The organism is Pedobacter petrophilus (assembly GCF_009674725.1).
Lineage (GTDB): Bacteria > Bacteroidota > Bacteroidia > Sphingobacteriales > Sphingobacteriaceae > Pedobacter > Pedobacter petrophilus.
Genome location: NZ_WKKH01000032.1, coordinates 1 through 22,926, shown reverse-complemented (window position 1 = coordinate 22,926; position 22,926 = coordinate 1). Strand labels below are relative to the sequence as shown.

Below are 22,926 nucleotides of genomic sequence, written 5' to 3'. Positions count from 1 at the left end.
CGATGAAAAAGAAATTAAACAGATTTAAAACTATAGATCAGAATAATCTGCGGGATAAAGAAAAAGGGTGACATTTTTTGAAACGTTATTCTGGTATTGCGGTAATCCGCTTATTTCTTTATACGCTGGCCCGAATGCAGTCCAATGCTGATCGCGGTCGGCCTTATTGTTAAAGGTTGTTAAATACATCAGATTTGGCATTTTACTCCCAAAAATTACCTGCCCATAAAACACGGCATTAAAATCAAGCTTACTAAAAATGCTAATCTCGGATTCATTAAACATTGCAATTTTATTCAGGGAAAGCTTTTCTGTACTGGCTTCATAACTACGAAGTTCATATACCCTTTCTGCCTTCGGAGAGGTCAGTTTAGGTATGGCCGGAACCGGCATACCTGCAAAAGCTTTTAACAGGATATTTTCTAATCTTAAAAAAGGCGGATTGCTAAAAATGGCATTAAGATAGTCTTTCCCGGCTTCGAGGTATTGCTGATCTTTATCCAGTGCCTGTTCCATTTTTAAGAGCTGATCCATCTTTTTAACAGGAATATACACATAGATTAACTGTTCCAAAGAATCCTTTTTAATGGGTTTAAATACGCCAACATTTGCAATGCCAAATCGATGCAATGCCGGTAAATAAGCATTCTTCAGGTAAGAATCTACTGTATTTTCCTGGTTTACATCCTTTATATGGTAAATTTTTATCTGGTAATAATACCCTGGTTTTGCAGCAAAAGAAAAAGTGCAGAGTAAAACCATGCATGCACTAAAAAGCAACTTTAAAAAACTGAGTTTAAATTTAATCATAATGTTAAAGATCGAAAATTTGCTGTTTATTAATTATCTTAAATTGGTACTTGTGTCCATCTATTCTCCAATGCTTTCAGCTGGAAAACATAAAGAGACTTCTGCCTATGCTGGCGCGGCTCTAAATTACAATTCTTAAACTTTAAAATATCCAGCCAACAACCTATTATTTGGTAACTATTTTGATGTATGATTTTAATGTATTTACCAGGCTTACGCTCGTTTTCATGCTCACGCCCGTTTCTGAACGAGCGTGCAATATCCCTTCGTCTGTGACGATGAAAACAGCGATAAAATCGCAGTGATATACTGCACTCGTTATAAACGAGCGCAAGCTGAATTAAATGCTTCATGCTCACGCTCGTTTCCGAACGAGCGTGCAATATCCCTTAGTCTGTGACGATGAAAATAGCGATAAAATCGCAGTGATATACTTCACCCGTTATAAACGAGCGCAAGCTGGATTAAATGCTTCATGCTCACGCTCGTTTCCGAACGAGCGTGCAATATCCCTTCGTCTATGACGATGAAAATAGCGATAAAATCGCAGTGATATACTTCACCCGTTATAAACGAGCGCAAGCTGAATTAAATGCTTCATGCTCACGCTCGCTTCCGAACTAGCGTGCAATATCCCTTCGTCTATGACGATGAAAATAGCGATAAAATCGCAGTGATACACTGCACCCGTTACAAACGAGCGCAAGCTGGATTAAATGCTTCATGCTCACGCTCGTTTCCGAACGAGCGTGCAATATCCCTTCGTCTGTGATGATGAAAACAGCGATAGAATCGCAGTGACATACTTCACCCGTTATAAACGAGCGCAAGCTGAATTAAATGCTTCATGCTCACGCTCGTTTCCGAACGAGCGTGCAATATCCCTTCGTCTGTGACGATGAAAACAGCGATAAAATCGCAGTGATATACTGCACCCGTTAACGAGCGCAAGCTGGCTATCTAATTTTTCATCCTGATTAACCCTTCAAGATTTAAAACTGTGATATTAGCACCAACCCTGTCGATTAATTTTTCTTCCTTGAAATCTGTTAGGGTTCTGCTTACCGTTTCTGTAGCCATGCAGGCAAGTGCTGCAAGGTCTTCACGGGAAATATTCAACAATTCATTATCGGTAGTTTTTTGATTGAATAACCGGATAATCGTTTCTGCCATTTTCTTTCTTACCGAATAATATGCCAGTTGTAACAACTGCTGCTCCTTTTCAAGATTATCATTAGAAAGCAGATTAATAAATTTTCTGGCAACCTCAGGATATAACCTTAGCATCATTTCCAGCTGTTCTTTGGGTATAATACAAATCTCACTGTCCTCCATAGCTGTAGCGGTATCCGTATAGGCTGTTTTACCGAGTACTGCATTAATGCCTATATATTCCCCTGCGGCATGCAGGCCTGTCATCAACTCCCTTCCGTCCGGAGAAAGCTTAATACTTTTCACTTTCCCGCTTAAAATTAAGTAAAGCCCTTTTCCATGATCGCCTTCATAGTATATAACCTGGTTCTTTTTAAACGCCCTGCTCGTTTTACCCTCTATAATTTTTTTAAATTCAGCAAGCCCATCGATATGGGCAACCATCACCTTAAATTCGGAAGCACTTTTTTGGTGTAAATCATCTGCTGCAGCCTTTTTTCTAAGTCTGATGTCTATGGCATTTAGCAGTTCCATATCATCAAATGGTTTAACCAGGTAGTCATCAGCACCTAGCTCCATCCCTTTTCTTAAATCGGTATGCTCAGCTTTTGCGGTTAAAAAGATAAATGGAATCCCTGAGGTTTGATCATGTTTATTGAGCATATAAAGCACCCCATAACCATCAAGCTCCGGCATCATAATGTCGCAAAGAATAATATCAGGAAGGTGTGCCAGGGCCATTTCTACACCAATTTTTCCATTTTCTGCCTGTATTACGGTAAATAATGCCATTTCCAGAATCTCCACAATATTCGCCCTGATGGCGAGGTGATCCTCTATGATCAGAACCTTTTTACTCATGGTCGTTTGTTGGAAAAGTAAGTGTGAAAAGAGTACCTCTGTTAATTCTGCTTTTAAAGCTTACGCTGCCACCCATAAGGCTGGCATATCTGGATAGAATACTTAATCCTAACCCGTTTCCGGAAATTGTGCCCGTATTATGTGCCCGGAAAAATGGCTCAAAAAGATGTTTTTGGTCGGTCTCCGGAATTCCGATACCATTATCGCATATTCTAACGGTACAAACTGATTTGTTAATTTTCGTGTAAAGCCAGATATTGCTTTCTTCACCAGAATATTTAAGGGCATTATCAATCAAAATAACCATACAGTTTTTCAATAAGCCCTGATCAAGTCGTATCATATGACTTTCTCCCCGATGCTTAAAAATAATTTTCTGATTGCCTTTAAGTGCAACCTGCATTTCTCCGGCTAATTCTGCTGCCATTGCAGATAAGTTAAACCGTGTAAGCTGTGGATTTACCTTCCCACTGTTGAGTTTTTCCAGGGAAAGGAAATCATTCAATATGGCTGTTATATTGAGAACGGCATCCTTTATTTTGCCTACATGTTTTCCAATATTGGGACTATTAAGGGTTTCAGCGTAGCGATCAATGAGCGAAGCTGAAAGCTGTACCATGCTTAGTGGGGTTCTAAATTCGTGTGAAGCAATAGACACAAATCTGCTCTTTAATTGTCCCAGTTCTTTTTCTTTATCCAATGAAAGCCTGAGTTCATCCTGCGTTTTTTGCAAGGTCTGTAAACTCTGGCTTAACGAATGTGTTCGCTCTTCAACCTGATGTTCCAGTAAAGCAGCATACTCCTGTAACCTGGATTCCGCTTCCTTTTCCCTGCTTAAATCATGTATAAATCCGGCATAAATAGTTCTACCGGAATATTTTACCTCACTTACACCCAGGCGAAAAGGAAATTGGCTCCCATCCTTCTTCATCCCGATAAGTTCTCGGCCAAAACCTATTATACTGGCATTCCCGGTTTTTTGGTAATGATGAAGATATCCGTCATGTTGTGATCGATCAGGTTGTGGCATCAGGATGGAAATATTGTGGCCGATAACCTCATCCTGACGGTAGTGGAAAAGTTTACAGGCCGAAGGGTTTATGGATTCAATCACCCCCCTTTCATCTATGGTAATCAGACCGTCTATTGCATTTTCAATAATTGCCTTGAGCAATACGGTGTTTTCCATAAATAATTGATGTACAGATAAATAATTATCTGTTTAAATGTACGCATTTAACAGGGCTATTCCTTTAAAATCAATAACATGTTCAGCTTTTTAAAAAGCCAGACGGCAAACCGGCTTTCTATCATCCCTTTACCTCTATTTTTTAATCGTGATTTCCATCACACTTTTCATGTCCTCAGATCATTTGGCAGCCAAACACTGAACTTTACATTTGAATATCCTGCACTTCGGAGCTGATTTTAGCTTAGTATCCCGTAGGAAAATATTGTTATGAATGGATCAGGATCAGTGGAAAGCTTCATATTAGTGATTAATTCAGGGAGCTCAAGCTTGAAATTTGCACTATATCACAGCTTAAATATGCACAGGCAGTGGTCAGGCCAAATTACAGGCATTGCAACTCCACATGGATTGATGGAGCTCACCGATAGCCATCAGCGGGTACATCTTTGTGATGAAGCAATTTATAGAAATCAGGAAGATGCAGCTTTGGCAATCATTTCATGGATCTCAAATAACCATAAGTTTTGCGAAATCGCTGGCATTGGGTACCGGATTGTTCAAGGCGGAAAATATCATCGCAAGCCGGAATTAATCACTGATGCCCTGCTGTCGGAGCTGGCTGAGCTGATTTATCTTGCGCCCGATCATCTGCCTGATGAGCTGAGGCTAATCAGAAAGTTTAGAGAAGAGTTTCCGAAAACACCACACTTCGCTTGCTTTGATACCTTTTTTCATCAGGACATGCCAGAGCACATCAAAAACTACCCCTTACCGGAGAAGTTCAGAAACCAGGGCTTGGTACGTTATGGCTTTCATGGCCTTTCTTACGAGTACGTTCTTCAGAAACTAGATAAGGAATGTAGCGGGATTCATCAAAAGAAGATGATTATTGCCCATTTAGGAATAGGATCAAGTATGACCTCGGTTTCCGACTGCAAGGGTTTTGATACCACGATGGGGATTAGCCCGCTTGGCGGCATGATGATGAGTACCAGAAGCGGAGACCTGGATCCTGGTGCGATACTATTTATCTTAAAAAACAATGACATTACAGTAGAAGAACTTGAAGTGATATTAAGCAGGCAGTCTGGTTTAAAGGCAATTTCCGGTATAGCAGATCTGCAGGAAATCATTAAATATGCCGGAGAAGATGCTAAATCCAAGCTGGCGCTGGATATGTTCTGCTATCAGGCCGTCAAATCTATCGGGGCCCTTGCTGCCGGAATGGGCGGATTGGATATGCTCATTTTTACAGGCGGCATTGGCGAACATTCCTCACTGATCAGAGAACAGATCTGCACGGGTTTAGCATTTATGGGCATCCGGCTAGACCGTTCGCTAAATCACCAATCAAACCGAATTATTTCCCATCGGGATAGTGGCGTAAACGTGAGAATTATTCCTACCAATGAAGAATGGATGATTGCCAGTCACACTAAAAATTTGTTACAAACCCAAAATTTATCATGCAGGAAATCTCAGAAGAAATTATAGAAAAAATTCATAGGTACTGGCAGGCTGTAAATTACCTTTCTGCAGGGCAGATTTATTTACAACAAAATCCGTTACTCTCTTCACCCCTACAGGCAGAAGATATTAAACCCCGCCTGCTTGGGCATTGGGGCACTTCACCCGGACTGAACCTGGTTTATGTTCACCTTAACCGGCTGATTAAGGATACCAATGCCGAAATGCTTTATGTGTGTGGCCCAGGGCATGGGGCACCTGCAATTGTTGCCCATACCTATCTCGAAGGAACTTATTCAGAAGTATTTCCGGAAGTAACTGAAGATGAAGCCGGAATGCTTAAGCTCTTCAGGCAATTTTCCACCCCGGGCGGTATTCCCAGTCACGTAAGCGCGCATACACCAGGCTCTATTAACGAAGGTGGCGAATTAGGTTATTCACTTATGCATGCTTTCGGAGCTGTATTTGATCATCCGGATTTAATTGCCGCCTGCGTTATCGGGGATGGAGAAGCAGAAACCGGACCGTTAGCTGCAAGCTGGAATTCAATCGCTTTTCTTAATCCGGCGAGAGATGGAGCTGTACTGCCCATCCTCCATTTAAATGGATATAAAATTTCTGGCCCTACGGTATTTGCCCGAATGGATGATGATTCCTTAAAAGACTTGTTTAAGGGGTTTGGTTATGAGGTGTTTTTTGTGGAAGGCGAAGATCCTCATCATGTCCATCGCCAAATGGCGGCAACTCTGGATATTGTTTATGGCAAAATAAGAAAAATTCAACACAGTGCCAGGGTAGACCACCAGCTTCATGCAATGAAATGGCCGATGATTATCCTGAGAACGCCTAAAGGCTGGACCGGACCGAAATCATGGAAGGATGTACCAATAGAGGGCACTTTCAGGTCACATCAGGTTCCGTTAACAGGGGTTAAAGAAAACCCTGAGAAATTAAAGATGCTCGAAAACTGGATGCGCAGTTACCATCCGGAAGAACTTTTCGACAAAAACGGAATGCTCATTCCTGAATTGAAAGCACTGGCACCACTTGGTGATAAACGCATGAGTGCATTGCCCTATGCCAATGGCGGATTACTCCTTAAAGAGTTGATTCTTCCCGATTTTAGATATTATGGCCTGAAAATTCCATCACCCGGTTGTGTTGAAGCAGAAAGCACCCGTAATCTTGGAAAATACCTGCGTGAAATATTTACGTTAAATGCAGCGAATAAAAATTTCAGATTATTCTGTCCGGATGAAACTACCTCAAACAGACTTGAAGCCGTTTTTCAGGTAACGGATCGATGCTTCATGGAAAAAACCATTGATATAGATGACAAACTCTCACCAGAAGGCAGAGTGATGGAGATTTTGAGCGAACATGTTTGCGAAGGCTGGCTGGAAGGTTACCTCCTGACCGGAAGACACGGGCTTTTCCCTTGTTACGAAGCGTTTGTAACCTTAGTAGACTCCATGGTTAGCCAGCATGCCAAATGGCTCAAAACCACAGCAGAACTTCCCTGGAGAAAACCTATCGCATCATTAAATTACCTGCTTACCTCACATGTATGGCGGCAGGATAATAATGGCTACAGCCACCAGGGACCAGGATTTATTGATACCGTAGTAAATAAAAAAAGCAGCGTTATCCGCATTTATTTCCCGCCCGATGCCAACACTTTGCTTTCGGTGATGGACCACTGCCTGAGCAGTAAAAATTACATTAACGTAGTGGTAGCAGGTAAACAGCCGGAGCTGCAATGGCTTGGTATGCATGAAGCAATTGAACACTGCAAACGGGGTGCATCCAATTGGAAATGGGCATCAAATGATGATGGGGAGCCGGATGTTGTACTGGCCTGTGCAGGCGATGTACCCACACTGGAGACTGTAGCCGCAGCTGCGCTTTTAAATGAACTGCTTCCTGAACTTAAAGTAAGGCTGGTGAACGTGGTAGATTTGATGTCGCTTTCCCCAACGGCTTATCATGCACATGGCATGAGCGGGGAGCAGTTTGAATTGCTTTTTACAAATAGTTCTCCAGTCATATTTGCCTTTCACGGCTATGTTCGCATCATTCATGATTTGGTTCATGGCAGACCAGATCCTGCCCGTTTCCATGTTCGCGGCTTTATGGAAGAGGGAACCACCACCACACCATTTGATATGGTGGTGTTAAATAAAATGAGCAGGTATCACCTCGCAATGGAAGCAGTTAAAAGAGTACCTGGTTTCCAGCAAAAAGCAGATGCCTTTATTAATTTCTGCGAAGGAAAACTGGCAGAACATCATCAATATATTCGCAAATATCTTGATGACATGCCCGAAATAAAAAACTGGAAAAGAAAGTCAACCTCAGTAAAGTAGCGGAGAATTACAAACATTCTGGTAGCTGATAAGCGTAAACATTTACCCGATTTCAACTCACCAATGCTGATTTAAAGAACAGCCTAAAGCAAAACACATTGCCTGGCCGCATAACAGCAGAAGTTAATTTCTGTGTCACGCCGCTAACATCAGGATTAATGAAATTAAAATTTAGCCCACATATTATAAAATTGAAATGATGAAAGATAATGAGAAACTTCAAAGCGACGTAGAGGAGGCCATTAAATGGGAACCACTGTTAAAGGCAGCAGAAATTGGCGTAATTGCACAAGATGGCATTGTTACCCTTACCGGAACAGTAGATAGTTATGCCAAAAAACGTGGTGCAGAACATGCAGCTAAAACGGTTGCAGGTGTTTTAGCTGTTATTGAAAAAATAGAGGTGAAATTTGGATCAATGGATCAGCAACCAGATTTACAGATCGCAACGGAGATACTCAAAGTGCTGAAGTCTAATCCCGAAATTCCGGAACGCAGCTTGCAGGTAAAGGTAGAGCATGGATGGGTAACGATAGAGGGCATAGTGCAATGGAATACTCAAAAGGCTGCAGTACAAAAGTCAGTTGAAATACTTTCAGGCATAAAAAATGTGGCGAATAATATTCAGGTAAAGTCTGATACCTCCGATGAGGTAGAGAAGAGTGCTATCGAGAATGCACTGATACGAAATTGGGCAATTGATGATAAGGGGATAAAGGTTGATGTAGCTGGAAACAGGATTACCCTGAGTGGAATGGTTCATTCTATTTTTCAAAAAGACGAGGCGGAGAGAATTGCCTGGAATGCGCCCGGTGTATGGAATGTACACAATGAATTGCTGATCGATTACCTGATTTTTTAGAGGGATGCAATGATATATGCCAGTAATCCGGAGTTCTGCAATCGAACCCCGGATACTTTCCTTTATATTCCTGGTGAAACAATTTTCAGCATGATTATCAGCAAAAGTACGTTAATACATCAGGCATCCGCTGCCCGTCAACCCAAAGAATTTTTATTCAAATCTCCCATTCCAATTAGCTGGTTTACCTTACCTGCGAAATGATTGATAGCCAGTTGGTAATCTTTCACGACATCTATAATCTATACAGAAACCTCGAAATGGCGATGTATGGTGATGAGGGTCTTCTGGTATCCGATGGAAAAACCTCCAACAGGCCTTAATTTATCGTTGACATTAAATGGAGCCTTCATCTGCACTCCAATCGGCACTAAATCCGCCAAGTCGCTGGTGATACATTTCATCACCAGAATGCTGGGTAAACTCGATATTGAGCTGTCCGGCTTCCAGGTCTAAAACTTCATTGCATATTGCTATTATTGATTTTGAGAGTAAAGCCCTCGTATTCGCCTCTCTTCCACTGCGGATATCGCACATCATAATTGCAGCGGGCATAGGTTCTGTATTGCTGCAACGCCAGATCGAGCCTTCTCCCAATTCACGAATGCTGATCGTAATTCTGTTCTGATCAACTTTCATAATATCCGAATAAAGAACGCCTAGTTTTTTTGCGAGCAGTTGTTTGGTCTCGTATGGATAATTTCTAATGACCTCTAGTTGTAGATAAGGCATAGCTGTGGATTATTAAAGTTCAACCTCCATTGGTTGACCCATCCAAGGTAACCATTAGCTGCCGGGGGCGTGCTGATCTACATCACACTTTGTGCTGACTACCATCATGGTGGCCAATGCAGATTTTAGGCACCTTACAACACATCTTAAATAGATAAACATGTTAACAATAAACGAGATTAATCAAACCGGTATTTTGACCTCCAGGACCGAGCATGATAGCATGGGAGATGTTCAGGTTCCCATCGATCGGTATTGGGGCGCACAAACAGAGCGATCAAGAAATAATTTTAAAATTGGTCCTAATGCCTCTATGCCCAAAGAAATTATCGAAGCCTTTGGCTTTCTTAAAAAAGCAGCAGCATTTGCAAATAAAGATTTAAATGTATTACCGGCAGATAAAAGAGATTTGATTGCGAGCGTTTGTGATGAAATTATAGAAGGTAAACTCTTCGAAGAGTTTCCATTGGTGATCTGGCAAACAGGTTCAGGCACGCAATCTAATATGAATGCGAACGAGGTTATTGCCAACCGGATCCATGTGCTGCAGGGAAATAAAATGGGAACAGGTAAGCCTTATGTGCATCCGAATGATGATGTTAATAAATCACAATCCTCTAATGATACCTTTCCAACAGCAATGCACATCGCTGCTTATAAAATATTAATCGATGTTACCATACCCGGTATTGAAAAACTCCGGGATACTTTAAGGGTAAAATCAGCACAATTTAAGGATGTGGTAAAGATAGGGCGTACCCATTTAATGGATGCAACCCCATTAACGCTTGGTCAGGAAATTTCCGGATACGTTTCACAGCTGGATCATGGCTTAAAAGCTTTGCACCATACCCTGGATCATCTTTCTGAACTGGCCTTAGGCGGAACCGCCGTTGGAACAGGAATGAATACGCCTGCCGGCTATGATGTTTTGGTGGCCAAATACATTGCTGACTTTACGGGGCTGCCATTTCGTACGGCAGACAATAAATTTGAAGCACTTTCGGCACATGATGCCATTGTAGAAACACATGGTGCCCTAAAACAAATTGCGGTTTCACTGATGCATATTGCACACAATATCCGCATGCTGGCTTCGGGCCCTAGGTGTAGTATTGGCGAATTGCACCTGCCAGAAAACGAACCTGGTTCATCAATTATGCCCGGTAAGGTTAACCCAACCCAAAATGAAGCGGTAACCATGGTGGCAGCCCAGGTGATGGGAAATGATGTGGCAATTACTGTTGCAGGTTCTAACGGACAGTTTCAACTCAATGTTTTTAAGCCGGTTATGGCGGCAAACTTCCTGCAGTCTGCCAGGTTAATTGGTGATGCCTGCAACTCTTTTAACGAACATTGTGCAGCAGGAATTGAGCCCAATTATGATGGCATTAAAAAACACCTCGAAACTTCGCTGATGCTCGTTACCGCGCTCAACCCGCATATTGGATATGACAATTCAGCCAGGATTGCAAAATCTGCTTTGAAGGATAACAAAACACTAAGGGAGGCTGCTTTAGCATTGGGCTTGTTAACCAACGCTCAGTTTGATGAGTGGGTGCGTCCGGAAGATATGATTGGAGCCATAAAATAAGGCAATAACAACTATAAAAATATGAAAAAAATCTACCCCATATTCTTTACCCTCTTGTTTGGTTGTTTCCTGTTTGCCCAAGCGCAGCAAAAAGACAGGACAACGCTGACAGACACCTTAAAAAATTATTCTGCTTACAAAAGGAAACTCACTTTTGCAGGTGTGCTGCAAACCAGGTACTTGCTTTCCCTGGATAATAATGTGGATATAAACGGCAAAAATTTCGACCCCGCCACATCAAAAGCAATATCCAATACTTTTATGGTTAAAAGGGCCAGAGTAATGGTAAAGGGTGATATTAACGACCATTTTTCTGCGAATATTCTGGCTAACCTGGCTGAATTTAACAGCGACCCAACCAATAAGGTTTTGGAAAATGCCTATATCAAATATTCGTTAAACAAATACTTTCACATCCAGGCTGGTCAGTTTCGCCCGTTTTTTGGAATTGAAGATGCCGTAGCTGTCGACATTATCCGCACACTGGATTTTTCTAACCAATATTATGCCTTTGGAAAAAATGGATGGCAGAGTTTCCAGACCGGGCTTTCCGTATTGGGGAATGTAATTCCTAATGGTAAATTGAGGTATTTCGCAGGTGCTTATAATGGCAATAACAAAAACCAGTCTTCTGATGATAACAACACCAAAAATCTTTACGGCAGACTGGAAGCCGATCTTTTAAAGGATTTTACGGTTGGTGTAAATGCCGGTTCCGGTAGTTTGGGTTCCAGCAGTATTGGCAAAGCATACGGTGCAGATGCAACCGCAAAAGTTCCCCTGTCTGCAAAGTTCGATCTGCTCTTAATGGCTGAATACAAAACCGGTGCAAATTTTTTAGCCTATAACGCAGATAAGCAACCTGTTCGGCCTGATTTAAGTGAGTATCAGATGAAAGGATTTTATTTCTTTCCAACACTTCGCTACAACCACCAGAGCAAAAGGCTGCGTGCGGTAGAATTCTCCTGCAGGTATGAATATTTCGACGAAAATTATAAACTGGCCAGTAATGCCAGGCAGACCATTATCCCCAACGTTTCGCTGATTTTCGCCGACGACTTTTACGCCGCCCTTCAGTTTGGCGTAGCTGTTGACCGATTCAAAAATCAGATTCCCTTAACCTCAACCTACAACCATAGCCTGGGCTATGTTCAACTTCAAATCCGCTTTTAAAACCTTATCATGAAAGAAATTAATTTTAAATCACTCATCATCACCTTTGTGGTTGGTATTGCCATCTGGTTTATCCCTGTACCTGAAGGGGTTAAGCCCAACGCCTGGCATTTGCTGGCCATCTTCGTAGCTACAATTGTTGGCATCATTTCCAAAGCGGCATCAATGGGCACCATGGCTATTATTGGCATTACCCTCTGTGCGGCTACACAGGTGCTGGCTCCCGGTGATCCGGTGAAGTCTATTCAAAACGCTTTAAGTGGTTTTGGTAATTCGACCATCTGGCTGATCGGCTTAGCCTTTTTTATTGCCCGGGGATTTATTAAAACTGGGTTAGGTACACGGATTGCCTACAGTTTTATTAAGGTTTTGGGCAAAAGCCCGTTAGGTCTTGCTTACGGATTAAATACAGCAGATTTAATTCTTGCGCCTGCCATTCCAAGTAACACGGCAAGAGCAGGCGGAGTGATTTATCCGATCATGAAATCCATTGCCGTGAACATGGGCTCAGTTCCGGAAAAACCAGAAACCCACCGTAAAATCGGGGCCTTTTTAACCCTGAGCAGCTACAATGCAAATATGATCACTTCGGTGATGTTTTTAACCGCCACGGCCAGCAATCCAATGGCGCAAAAGTTCGCAAAAGATTTAGGCGTTACCATTACCTGGGGAAGCTGGGCAATTGCAGCCCTGGTTCCGGGGCTGGTGTGTTTTATTCTTGTACCCTTGTTTTTATATAAGGTTTTTCCGCCCGAATTAAAGGAAACCAAAGAAGCGCCTGCAATTGCTGCTAAACAATTAAAGGAAATGGGCCCAATAACTGTTAAAGAATGGTTAATGGTTGCCACATTCATCATTTTACTGGTGCTCTGGATTTTTGGGAACCTGTTTGCCATTGATGCGACAACCGGTGCTTTAATTGGCCTGTGTATCCTGCTATTGTGCGGCGTATTAAACTGGGAAGATGTTAAAGCTGAAAAAGGGGCATGGGATACCATAGTATGGTTTTCTTCACTCGTAATGATGGGCTCTTTTTTAAATTCTTTAGGCTTTATCGGTTGGTTTGGTCATTTAGTAGGCGGCCAAATGGCACACTTAAGCTGGCAACTGGCCTTTCCGGTAATCATATTGGTCTATTCTTACTGTCATTATATGTTTGCCAGTGCAACCGCACAGGTTGCCGCCATGTACTCGGTGTTTTTAGCGGTTGGTATTGCTGTGGGCGTACCCGGAACAATGCTCGCCATTTTCTTAGGTGCCTGTGCTTCATTAATGGGATCACTTACCCATTATGGACATGGTCCCGCTCCCATTTTCTTCGGCAGTACCTATGTCGATTTAAAAGATTGGTGGAAACAGGGCTTTTTTATGAGCGTATTGTTTTTGCTGGTCTGGTTTCTTGTGGGTGGACTCTGGTGGAAAGTAATCGGACTATGGTAGTGATGCTTAAAAATTAATTCAGGTTTAAAAATAAATATGAAACAGACAACATTAATCTATAAGCTTATTATGGCTGCAACAGGATTATTCCTGTGTTTTTTCCTCGTGATTCATCTGCTTGGAAACCTGCAGTTACTTTTGCCGGAATCTGAAGCCAGAGAACAGTTTAACTGGTATTCTCACCTGCTTTCGGGAAATATCATCATCAAAATAATCTCCTATGTACTTTATCTCTCGCTGATCGGACATGCGGTTTATAGCTTACTCATTACGCTAAAAAATAAAAAGGCGAATGGAACAAAATATGTATATGACAAGCGGGCTAAAGTAAGTAACTGGAACAGCAGGAACATGGGCATACTTGGAACCATCATCTTAATATTTCTAATCATTCACTTTAAAGATTACTGGTATGTGTACAAATTTGGTAATCTGCCTTTAGATGCCAAAGGAAATAAGGATTTATACGCCATTGTAATTTCCTCATTTCAGCAGGGCTGGTATGTGCTAATCTACGAAATTTCCTTTCTGGCGCTTGGCTTCCACCTGTTGCACGGCTTTTTCAGTGCGACAAGAACACTTGGACTTTACCATCCGAAATATGCAAAAGCTGTTCGCATATTCGGATGGATCTATTCGGTAGTGATCACTTTTGGGTTCATGCAGATTCCCATTTACATTTATTTCAATTTACATTCATGATGGATTCAAAAATTCCCGCCGGCGAACTTGCCGATAAATGGAAAAATTATAAAGATAGCTCCAATCTCATTAATCCCGCCAACCGAAAAAAACTGGATATCATTGTAGTCGGCACCGGATTAGCGGGCGCTTCCTGTGCTGCAACCCTGGCAGAGCAGGGCTACAATGTAAAGTCGTTCTGTTTTCAGGATTCTGCCAGAAGAGCCCATTCTGTAGCTGCGCAGGGAGGCGTTAACGCAGCGAAGAATTATAAAAATGATGGAGACAGTGTTTTCCGGATGTTTCATGACACCATAAAAGGAGGCGATTTCCGATCCCGCGAAGCCAATGTTTACCGTTTGGCAGAATGCTCGCTGGCCTTAATTGACCAGGCAGTTGCACAAGGTGTACCCTTTGCCAGGGAGTATGGGGGCTATCTGAATAACCGTTCTTTTGGAGGCGTGCAGGTATCGCGTACTTTTTATGCTCGTGGGCAAACCGGACAGCAACTCATGGTTGGTGCCTATCAGGCGCTTATGAGACAAGTATCTGCCGGAAAAGTTCAAACCTATACGCGCCACGAAATGCTCGATCTGGTTTTGGTTGATGGAAAAGCCCGGGGAATAATAGCCCGCAATCTGGAAACAGGAGAAATTGAGCGCCACGCGGCAAATGCAGTGGTGCTGGCAACAGGCGGTTATGGTAAAGTTTATTACCTCTCTACCCTGGCAATGGGTTGTAATACATCTGCCATCTGGAGGGCCCATAAAAAGGGTGCTTTTATGTCTGGAGTAAGCTGGATCCAGTTTCATCCAACCTGTTTGCCTCAAATTGGCGAAACCCAGTCTAAGCTAACGTTAATGTCAGAATCACTGCGGAACGATGGAAGAATCTGGGTGCCTAAAAAGGCAGGAGATGAACGGGTACCAAACGACATTCCTGAAGAGGAAAGAGATTATTACCTGGAACGCCGTTATCCAACTTTTGGAAACCTCTCCCCCCGTGATATTTCCTCCAGGGCTGCAAAAGAAAGGATTGATGCCGGATGTGGGGTTGGTCCGATGAAAAACGCCGTATGTCTTGATTTTTCAAAAGCAATAAAAGAACAGGGACGGGATAAAATCGAAGAAAAATATGGCAATCTTTTTCGGATGTACGATAAAATAAATGGTGTGGATGCTTATAAAGAACCCATGCTGATCTCTCCTGCCGCTCACTTTACCATGGGCGGATTGTGGGTAGATTATAATTTGATGACGACGATACCCGGCCTTTTTGCATTAGGCGAAGCAAATTTTTCAGATCATGGCGCCAATCGGTTGGGTGCTAATTCCCTGCTTCAATCCTGCGTTGATGGGTATTTTATCGCACCCTATACCATCCCAAATTATCTTTCCGGAGAACTTAAAGCAGAAAAAATAACAACCGAACATCCCGCGTTTAAGGAAGCTGAAGATGCAGTTCAAGCACAAATAATAAGGTTCTTAAATGTAGACGGACATCTTTCTGCAGACTATTTCCATAAAGCGCTGGGTAAGTTATTATATGATAAATGCGGATTATCCAGAACTAAAAAAAGTTTGGAAGCGGCAGTTATCGAGATTAAAGCGCTAAAGAAATCTTTTGACCATGAATTGAAAATCCCCGGAGATGATCAGCTAAACTCAGAGCTAGAAAAGGCCGGCCGCGTTGCAGATTTCCTGGAACTTGGAGTGCTGATGTGTTATGACGCTTTACAGCGGGAAGAATCCTGCGGTGCACATTTCAGGGAAGAATACCAAACAACGGAGGGAGAAGCGTTGCGCAATGATGAAGATTTCTGTTATGTATCGGCATGGGAATGGAAAGGCGAAGAGGTGCAGCAGGAACTGCATAAAGAGCCATTGGTTTTTGAAGCAGTAAAACTTACCGTTAGAAGTTATAAATAAATTATTAAGCATATTATTATGAAACTATATCTTAAAGTCTGGCGTCAGGAAAACAGGACATCTGGCGGAAGCATGATTGATTACGAAGTGGATGGAATTTCCGAACATATGTCTTTTCTGGAAATGCTCGATTTGCTGAACGAAAGGTTAATCTTAAAAGGCGAGCGGGTGATCGAATTTGACCATGATTGCAGAGAGGGAATTTGTGGTGCCTGCGGCATGATGATTAACGGAAGGGCGCACGGGCCGTTAACCGGTACAACAACCTGCCAGTTGCACATGAGAAGTTTCAAAGATGGAGATACCGTTTACATTGAGCCTTTCCGTGCTGCAGCTTTTCCTATATTAAGGGATTTGAAAACAGACCGTTCATCGTTTGACCATATCATTCAGGCTGGTGGCTATATTTCCGCTTCTACGGGTCAGGCACCAGAATCAAATAGTATCCTGATCGCACATGATACTGCCGAGGCTGCATTTGATGCAGCAGCTTGTATTGGATGTGGTGCCTGTGTGGCTACCTGTAAAAATTCAAGCGCTGCATTGTTCACTTCTGCAAAAATATCCCATTTGGTACTACTCCCTCAGGGAAAAACAGAATCGGCAGATCGGGTAATTAAAATGATAAGTCAAATGGATGCCGAAGGTTTTGGCCATTGTACCAACACAGAAGCCTGTGAGGTAGAATGCCCTCAGGAAATCTCCTCCTTGCATATTGGTCGGATGAATTATGAGTACAATAAGGCCCTAATCCTGAGAAAATAAAAGCCGGCCAAATTGGGTTTTGATCAAATCATCTGCTTAAATAACTTATCTTACATAAAATTTAAATATTATGAAAATCGCCGTGTTCAGCACATGCAAATACGACCAGGAGTTTTTAGAAGCATACAATACCGGGCATGAACTGGTTTTTTTTGAAGCACAACTCAGCATGAAAAATGCGTCCCTCACTCAGGGCTTTGATGCCGTTTGCCTTTTCGTGAACGATCTTGCCGATCAGCAAATGATGGAACAGCTGGAAGAAAATGGTGTCAAAGTAATACTTTTGCGTTGTGCAGGGTTTAATAATATCGACCTTGATGCTGCCGGGAGTGCCGGGATTAAGATCCTGCGGGTTCCATCCTATTCTCCTGAGGCTGTAGCAGAGTATACGATGTCCATGATCCTGACGCTGAACAGAAAAACACATAAAGCATACAATCGGGTTAGAGAAGGTAATTTTTCGCTGGAAGGTTTGATGGGCTTTAACCTGTATAAAGCCAAGGTTGCAATTATTGGCACAGGCAACATCGGTAAGGCACTCTACCACATCCTCAAAGGCTTTGGCTGTCAGGTAATGGCATACGATCCATTTCCGGATCAGGAGTTGGTAGCAGATGGCCTGCACTATGGTACGCTGGAGGAGGTTATCAGCGATGCGGAAATCGTTTCTATGCATTGCCCGTTAGCTGATGAAAACCACCACATGATTAATCACATCACCTTGCAGCTCTTTAAACAAGGGGCCATGCTGATCAATACCAGTCGCGGCGGATTAATCAATACGCAGGATGTAATCGAGGCACTTAAATCCGGAAAACTGGGTTCGGTAGGATTAGATGTTTATGAACAGGAATCAAAACTCTTCTTTAAAAATCTTTCAGCAGATGTAATTCAGGACGATCTCATCTCACGGTTAATCTCTTTCCCCAATGTACTGATCACCTCTCACCAGGGATTTTTTACCAGAGAGGCCATGCAACAGATTGCAATGACAACCTTTATCAATGCAGACGCATATGCGGGCGGACTTAAACTAGATAATGAAGTGCAGATTTAACAATATTTTCTCCCATTAAAATAGCCAATAAGTATACTGTTTCAGAATATACTGCACTCGTTATAACGAACTAAAATATCCCTTCGTCTGTGACGATGAAAACAGCGATAGAATCGCAGTGATATACTGCACTCGTTTAACGATCGTAAGCTGAATTAAATGCACTATGCTCACGCTAGTTTCCGAACGAGCGTGAAATATCCCTTCGTCTGTGACGATGAAAACAGCGATAAAATCGCAGTGATATACTGCACTCGTTATAACGATCGTAAGCTGAATTAAATGCACTATGCTCACGCTCGTTTCCGAACGAGCGTGAAATATCCCTTCGTCTGTGACGATGAAAACAGCGATAAAATCGCAGTGATATACTGCACTCGTTATAACGAGCGCAAGCTGGTAAACAAAAGAAAAAGCAAGCGTTTCTTTTGCATGTAACATTATAGCTATCTGAGCATAAGGTAATCCATGATTTTCATTGAAAACTTTAATTTAGCAACATGTATAATCAACAAGTGAAATTTAAGAAACCAATCCTCACCATTGCTTTTATTATTGCTTTTTTTGTGAGCGCATTTGCGCAGAAATCATTTGAACTTAAATCTCCAAATGGCGCAATCAAAGTTACCTTTAACATAGAAGATGAACTCCGGTATTCCGTATTTTTCGGTAATGATAAATTATTCGACAATAACCGGCTGGGAATGGTGCTCAGGAATGATGTACTTGGAAATAACCCAAAATTGATTAGCGCCAAATCTTCCACTTCAGAAAGTACCATTAAACCCTATATTTCTTTAAAATATGCTACGGTTACTTCGAAGTACAATAAGTTGTTAATGACTTTTAAAGGCAACTACTCCGTTGAATTCAGGGTGTTTGACAATGGAGTCGCTTATCGCTTTATTACCACTAAAAAAGGCGATCTTGAGGTTTTAAATGAAGAAGTTGCCTTGAATTTCCCCACAAATTATGATTTGCATGTTCAACAACCTGAAGGATTTAAAACCGCTTATGAAGAAAACTATTCAACAGTAAGTTCCGGCAACAGGAACACTAAAATGAGCACTTTACCCGTGTTAATTGACACCAAAAAGCAGTATAAAATTTTAGTTAGTGAATCAGATTTAACAGATTACCCTTGCCTTTTCCTCAAAGGATCTGGTAACAATGGAATGAGTGCGGCATTTCCTAAAGCACCGCTGGCGTTTGATGAAGACGGCGACCGAAGCCTGAAGATTGTGAAAGAAGCTGATTATATTGCCAAAACGAATGGTAACCGAAGTTTTCCATGGAGATATTTTGTAATCACTACGGATGACAGGCAACTCCTGGAAAATACCATGACATTACAGCTGGCCTCAACCAGTGCGATTAAGGATCCTAGCTGGATTAAACCAGGCCAGGCAAGCTGGGAATGGTGGAACGATGCAGCCCCCTACGGACCAGATGTTAACTTTGAATCTGGTTACAACCTGGAAACTTATAAATATTACATCGATTTTGCGGCGAAGTTTGGTTTGAAATACATTATAATGGATGAAGGCTGGGCGGCCACCACTACCGATCCTTATACACCAAACCCTAAAGTAGATGTTCACGAACTGATTCGTTATGGGAAAGAGAAGAACGTAGGCGTTGTAGTTTGGCTTACCTGGCTTACCGTACACAAAAATATGGATCTTTTCAAAACGTTTAAAGAGTGGGGAATTAAAGGCGTTAAGATTGACTTTATGGACCGCAGCGACCAATGGATGGTTAATTATTACGAACGGGTTGCTAAAGAAGCCGCAAAAAATGAATTACTGGTCGACTTTCACGGTGCTTTTAAACCGGCCGGATTAGAATATAAATACCCCAATCTCATCTCTTACGAAGGCGTAAGAGGTATGGAGCAAATGGGTGGAACGCAGCCCAAAAACAGCCTGTTCCTGCCATTCATGAGAAACGCGGTCGGCCCGATGGATTACACCCCTGGCGCCATGATTAGCATGCAACCGGAAGCATACCGTGCCGAAAGACCGAATGCAGCAAGCATTGGTACCCGCGCCTATCAAATGGCCCTCTTTGTAGTTTTTGAAAGTGGGATCCAGATGCTGGCAGATAATCCTACACTATATTACCGTAATTTGGACTGCACCGAATTTATAACTTCAGTACCCACCACATGGGATGAGACGAAGGCGATTGCTGCAGAAGTAGGCGAACTGGCTGTTGTTGCAAAGCGTAAAGGGAATAAATGGTTTATTGGCGGCATCACCAACGGCACACAGAAGACCAGGACGGTACCGGTAAATCTGGATTTTCTTTCAAAGGGTAAAACTTATACCATGACTTATTTTGAGGATGGAATCAATGCAGGCAGGCAAGCGATGGATTACAGGAAGAAAACCATACAAGTTAAAGCTGAAGACAAGATTAGTATAAAAATGGTCAGGAACGGTGGTTATGCTGCCAGCATCACTGCGAACTAACTTGCTTATCGGTCTGTTTTAGATCAACAAGTGATTAGGGAAAAGCTAGCTGATACTACAGACTTAAGAACATTTCCTTATCGCAGTTACTTCAATTGAAAGTTAAATAAAGTTGAACCGTCGAGGAAAATAATTACCATAGATTAGCCTAAACGGGAAGAAAATCCTGGTACGATAATAAAAATACCTTTGCAACATTGTGTATTAAAAATTAAATTTGATTTAAGTAATAAAGCTAAATAACCATTCCATCTTCTTCCTGATGACTATATCACAACAAATTGAAGAACATCTTCATGCTCAACCTGAACCAAAGCGCAGTGACATGCAAACTTTGCACAGCCTAATATCAGGTATTCTGCCTGAAGGAAAATTGTGGTTTGAGGATGGGAAAAATCAAGAAGGTAAAATAGTTAGCAACCCATCTGTCGGCTATGGATCCCAGACACTGAAATATGCCAATGGAACTACTAAAGAATATTTTCAGATTGGCATCAGCGGCAATAAATCTGGAATTTCCATTTACATTCTTGGCATAGCTGACAACACCTACCTGCCCAGAACATATGAGCATAAAATAGGTAAAGCAAGCGTGACTGGATATTGCATCCGGTTTAAGCAGCTAAAAGACATTGATTTTGTGTTGCTCGAAGAGGCCATTCGCTATGGAATTGAGGTCACCTCAAAAAATTAATTAAAAATAAAGACAACCGGATCAGGGCCTCAGACAGAACAATACGATCATTAACGCAGTTGGGCTTTGCTATTTTTTCTTTTTAAGAATTGCGTTTAGCTCTTGTTTGTTATCCTGCAGGATGGCCTGGATTGGCGGCTTATGAGCATTAAGCATATTGTTTTCTATCGCCTTGCTTTTAGCTTTTTGAGGAGGTTATTTCAGATTAGAAAATATTTTAATTTATTTTTTTGCATCTGATATTTATATTCCTATATTTGCAACCCCAAAGGAACACGGATTATGTTTCTTTTTGCGAAAGTAGCTCAGTTGGTAGAGCACGACCTTGCCAAGGTCGGGGTCGCGAGTTCGAATCTCGTCTTTCGCTCTAAATGTCTTCCTACCAGAAGGCATTTATTTTTAAAGGTTAATCGCCTGCTCGGGTGGTGGAACTGGTAGACACGCAGGACTTAAAATCCTGTGCTTTCAAAGGCGTGCGGGTTCGATTCCCGCCCCGAGTACTAGATAGGACTTCTATCGAAAACGCCCTTTCTGACAACAGAAAGGGCGTTTGTATTTTAATCCCCTCAGGATTAATGAATTTAAAGGAGTAAACCTAAATATGAACAGAGTATATCCCGACCGGCCTTTTAAACTATATCTTCTTTTTCAGCATTACGGTTAAATCAATCTGGTTTGAGTTAAGCCCGTGGCAAAGTTCGATCCAAATTTTTTCTTTCTTTGTATTTATCAGAAACTGTTTGTATTTGTATGGCATCGGATCATACATATCTTCAGCATAGGCTGGTTTTTCTTTATCGATCAGCTCACGGGCAGCATTTGGCAAACCTCCGGCGTAAATCTGCACACCACCAAGTTCTTCAATATCCTTTGTATACTGCTTCACAATAAAGGTATCTTCAAATGAAGTCCCGGATGGAAAAATAGTAGTATGAAAATATTTTCCGCTTACTTTTTGAACCAGGCTATCGCTATGGAAAAAGTATTTTTCTTCCAGTTGCCTGTTAGTATCCCCCGAAAACTTGTAACCTTCGGGTGCTTTTAAATAGGGAAACTGACCCAATTCCTTATCAGAAACCGGTACGTTGTCTAAGTTATTGTCGACCGAAGAGATGGTCTCGGAAACAGATGTTGATGCCAATGTATCATGGGGCTTATTTTCTCCATTTTTCTTTTCAGGGGCCTGGTTACATGAACCTAAGCAGACTAATGCTACTACATAAATATAATTGGAAGTTTTCATAGAATAGTGTTAATAGACAAATGTAAGTGGTTCGCTTGACTAAATCCGTTTTGATTATTAACTGTGTGTTAAGATATTACGAATAATTGCTTAAAAAGCATTGGAACCTAAACCAGACAGTTCTAATCGCGTATGCAGATCATCAACGGTGTTGTTTTGTATTTGTTTTAAAACTCCAGGTAATGCTGTACCACCCGGTCACTAATTGCGCAAATAAGAGTTTAGAAATGATGTGATAAAAATATTTTTACCCCTTCTATCAGTAACTTTTTAGTATTACGTTGATTACCACGGTAATGATATTCAGTTTTTTAAGGTGCAAATTACCATTCTGTCCAACTTTCTTCTGACGCAGGCCCAATGTCATTAAGTTAAGGATTTTTATATTGCATCTTTTTGATTTTTAGTTACTTTAGGTTTCACTCTGGCTCTGAA

17 protein-coding genes and 2 tRNA genes are annotated in these 22,926 nt (G+C 41.8%); 14 read left to right on the top strand and 5 right to left on the bottom strand.

The features are described from left to right. Nucleotides 1-30: 30 nt before the first annotated feature. The 3 genes from GJU39_RS17165 to GJU39_RS17155 form a co-directional block, all read right to left on the bottom strand. Nucleotides 31-810, bottom strand: a complete 780-nt coding sequence (locus GJU39_RS17165; RefSeq protein ID WP_154282229.1) for an NIPSNAP family protein — start codon at nt 808-810, stop codon at nt 31-33. Between the two features lie 960 nt (nt 811-1,770). Beyond that, on the bottom strand, nt 1,771-2,823 hold the full coding sequence (locus GJU39_RS17160) for a response regulator (RefSeq protein ID WP_154282228.1): 1,053 nt from the start codon (nt 2,821-2,823) through the stop codon (nt 1,771-1,773). Beyond that, nucleotides 2,816-4,012, bottom strand: coding sequence for a PAS domain-containing sensor histidine kinase (locus GJU39_RS17155; RefSeq protein WP_154282227.1), 1,197 nt, complete (start codon nt 4,010-4,012; stop codon nt 2,816-2,818). Before GJU39_RS17155 ends, GJU39_RS17160 begins: the two co-directional genes overlap by 8 nt. Before the next feature lie 270 nt (nt 4,013-4,282). On the opposite strand from GJU39_RS17155, the gene GJU39_RS17150 reads away from it, so the two are divergent. From GJU39_RS17150 to GJU39_RS17140, 3 genes are all read left to right on the top strand, one after another. Continuing rightward, entirely contained in the window at nt 4,283-5,509 is a 1,227-nt protein-coding gene (locus GJU39_RS17150; protein WP_154282226.1) for an acetate/propionate family kinase, read from the top strand. After that, on the top strand, nt 5,482-7,848 hold the full coding sequence (locus GJU39_RS17145) for a phosphoketolase family protein (protein ID WP_154282225.1): 2,367 nt from the start codon (nt 5,482-5,484) through the stop codon (nt 7,846-7,848). The genes GJU39_RS17150 and GJU39_RS17145 overlap by 28 nt, the downstream gene beginning before the upstream one ends. Nucleotides 7,849-8,044: 196 nt before the next feature. Then, complete coding sequence (locus GJU39_RS17140; RefSeq protein WP_245227982.1) at nt 8,045-8,710, top strand: BON domain-containing protein; 666 nt, start codon at nt 8,045-8,047, stop codon at nt 8,708-8,710. Nucleotides 8,711-9,046: 336 nt separating this feature from the next. Here the strand turns inward: GJU39_RS17140 and GJU39_RS17135 are convergent, their stop codons facing one another. Beyond that, nucleotides 9,047-9,442, bottom strand: a complete 396-nt coding sequence (locus GJU39_RS17135; protein ID WP_154282224.1) for a tautomerase — start codon at nt 9,440-9,442, stop codon at nt 9,047-9,049. 160 nt (nt 9,443-9,602) lie between these two features. Between GJU39_RS17135 and fumC the strand changes: the two genes are divergently transcribed. The 11 genes from fumC (at nt 9,603) to GJU39_RS17080 (ending at nt 21,748) form a co-directional block, all read left to right on the top strand. Continuing rightward, entirely contained in the window at nt 9,603-11,036 is a 1,434-nt protein-coding gene (gene fumC / locus GJU39_RS17130) for a class II fumarate hydratase (RefSeq protein WP_154282223.1), read from the top strand. Between the two features lie 21 nt (nt 11,037-11,057). Beyond that, entirely contained in the window at nt 11,058-12,209 is a 1,152-nt protein-coding gene (locus GJU39_RS17125) for a porin (RefSeq protein WP_154282222.1), read from the top strand. Nucleotides 12,210-12,218: 9 nt separating this feature from the next. Next, on the top strand, nt 12,219-13,649 hold the full coding sequence (locus GJU39_RS17120; protein WP_154282221.1) for an anion permease: 1,431 nt from the start codon (nt 12,219-12,221) through the stop codon (nt 13,647-13,649). A gap of 36 nt (nt 13,650-13,685) precedes the next feature. Further along, nucleotides 13,686-14,351, top strand: coding sequence for a succinate dehydrogenase cytochrome b subunit (locus GJU39_RS17115; protein ID WP_209437672.1), 666 nt, complete (start codon nt 13,686-13,688; stop codon nt 14,349-14,351). Next, nucleotides 14,348-16,258 (top strand): fumarate reductase/succinate dehydrogenase flavoprotein subunit, encoded by a 1,911-nt coding sequence (locus GJU39_RS17110; RefSeq protein ID WP_154282220.1) that lies wholly within the window; start codon nt 14,348-14,350, stop codon nt 16,256-16,258. Before GJU39_RS17115 ends, GJU39_RS17110 begins: the two co-directional genes overlap by 4 nt. Nucleotides 16,259-16,276: 18 nt before the next feature. Continuing rightward, a complete protein-coding gene (locus GJU39_RS17105) occupies nt 16,277-17,023 on the top strand; it encodes a succinate dehydrogenase/fumarate reductase iron-sulfur subunit (protein WP_154282219.1) in 747 nt (248 codons plus the stop codon). 70 nt (nt 17,024-17,093) lie between these two features. Then, entirely contained in the window at nt 17,094-18,080 is a 987-nt protein-coding gene (locus GJU39_RS17100) for a 2-hydroxyacid dehydrogenase (protein ID WP_154282218.1), read from the top strand. A 500-nt stretch (nt 18,081-18,580) separates the two neighbouring features. Then, nucleotides 18,581-20,554 carry a glycoside hydrolase family 97 protein gene (locus GJU39_RS17095; RefSeq protein WP_154282217.1) on the top strand — a complete coding sequence of 658 codons (1,974 nt, stop codon included), beginning with the start codon at nt 18,581-18,583 and terminating at the stop codon, nt 20,552-20,554. Between the two features lie 262 nt (nt 20,555-20,816). Then, nucleotides 20,817-21,248 carry a DUF1801 domain-containing protein gene (locus tag GJU39_RS17090; protein ID WP_154282216.1) on the top strand — a complete coding sequence of 144 codons (432 nt, stop codon included), beginning with the start codon at nt 20,817-20,819 and terminating at the stop codon, nt 21,246-21,248. 294 nt (nt 21,249-21,542) lie between these two features. Beyond that, nucleotides 21,543-21,615: transfer RNA gene (locus GJU39_RS17085), tRNA-Gly, on the top strand. A gap of 49 nt (nt 21,616-21,664) precedes the next feature. Further along, nucleotides 21,665-21,748: transfer RNA gene (locus GJU39_RS17080), tRNA-Leu, on the top strand. A gap of 134 nt (nt 21,749-21,882) precedes the next feature. Here GJU39_RS17080 and GJU39_RS17075 read toward each other — a convergent pair. Beyond that, nucleotides 21,883-22,491 carry a hypothetical protein gene (locus tag GJU39_RS17075; RefSeq protein WP_154282215.1) on the bottom strand — a complete coding sequence of 203 codons (609 nt, stop codon included), beginning with the start codon at nt 22,489-22,491 and terminating at the stop codon, nt 21,883-21,885. Nucleotides 22,492-22,926 lie beyond the last annotated feature (435 nt).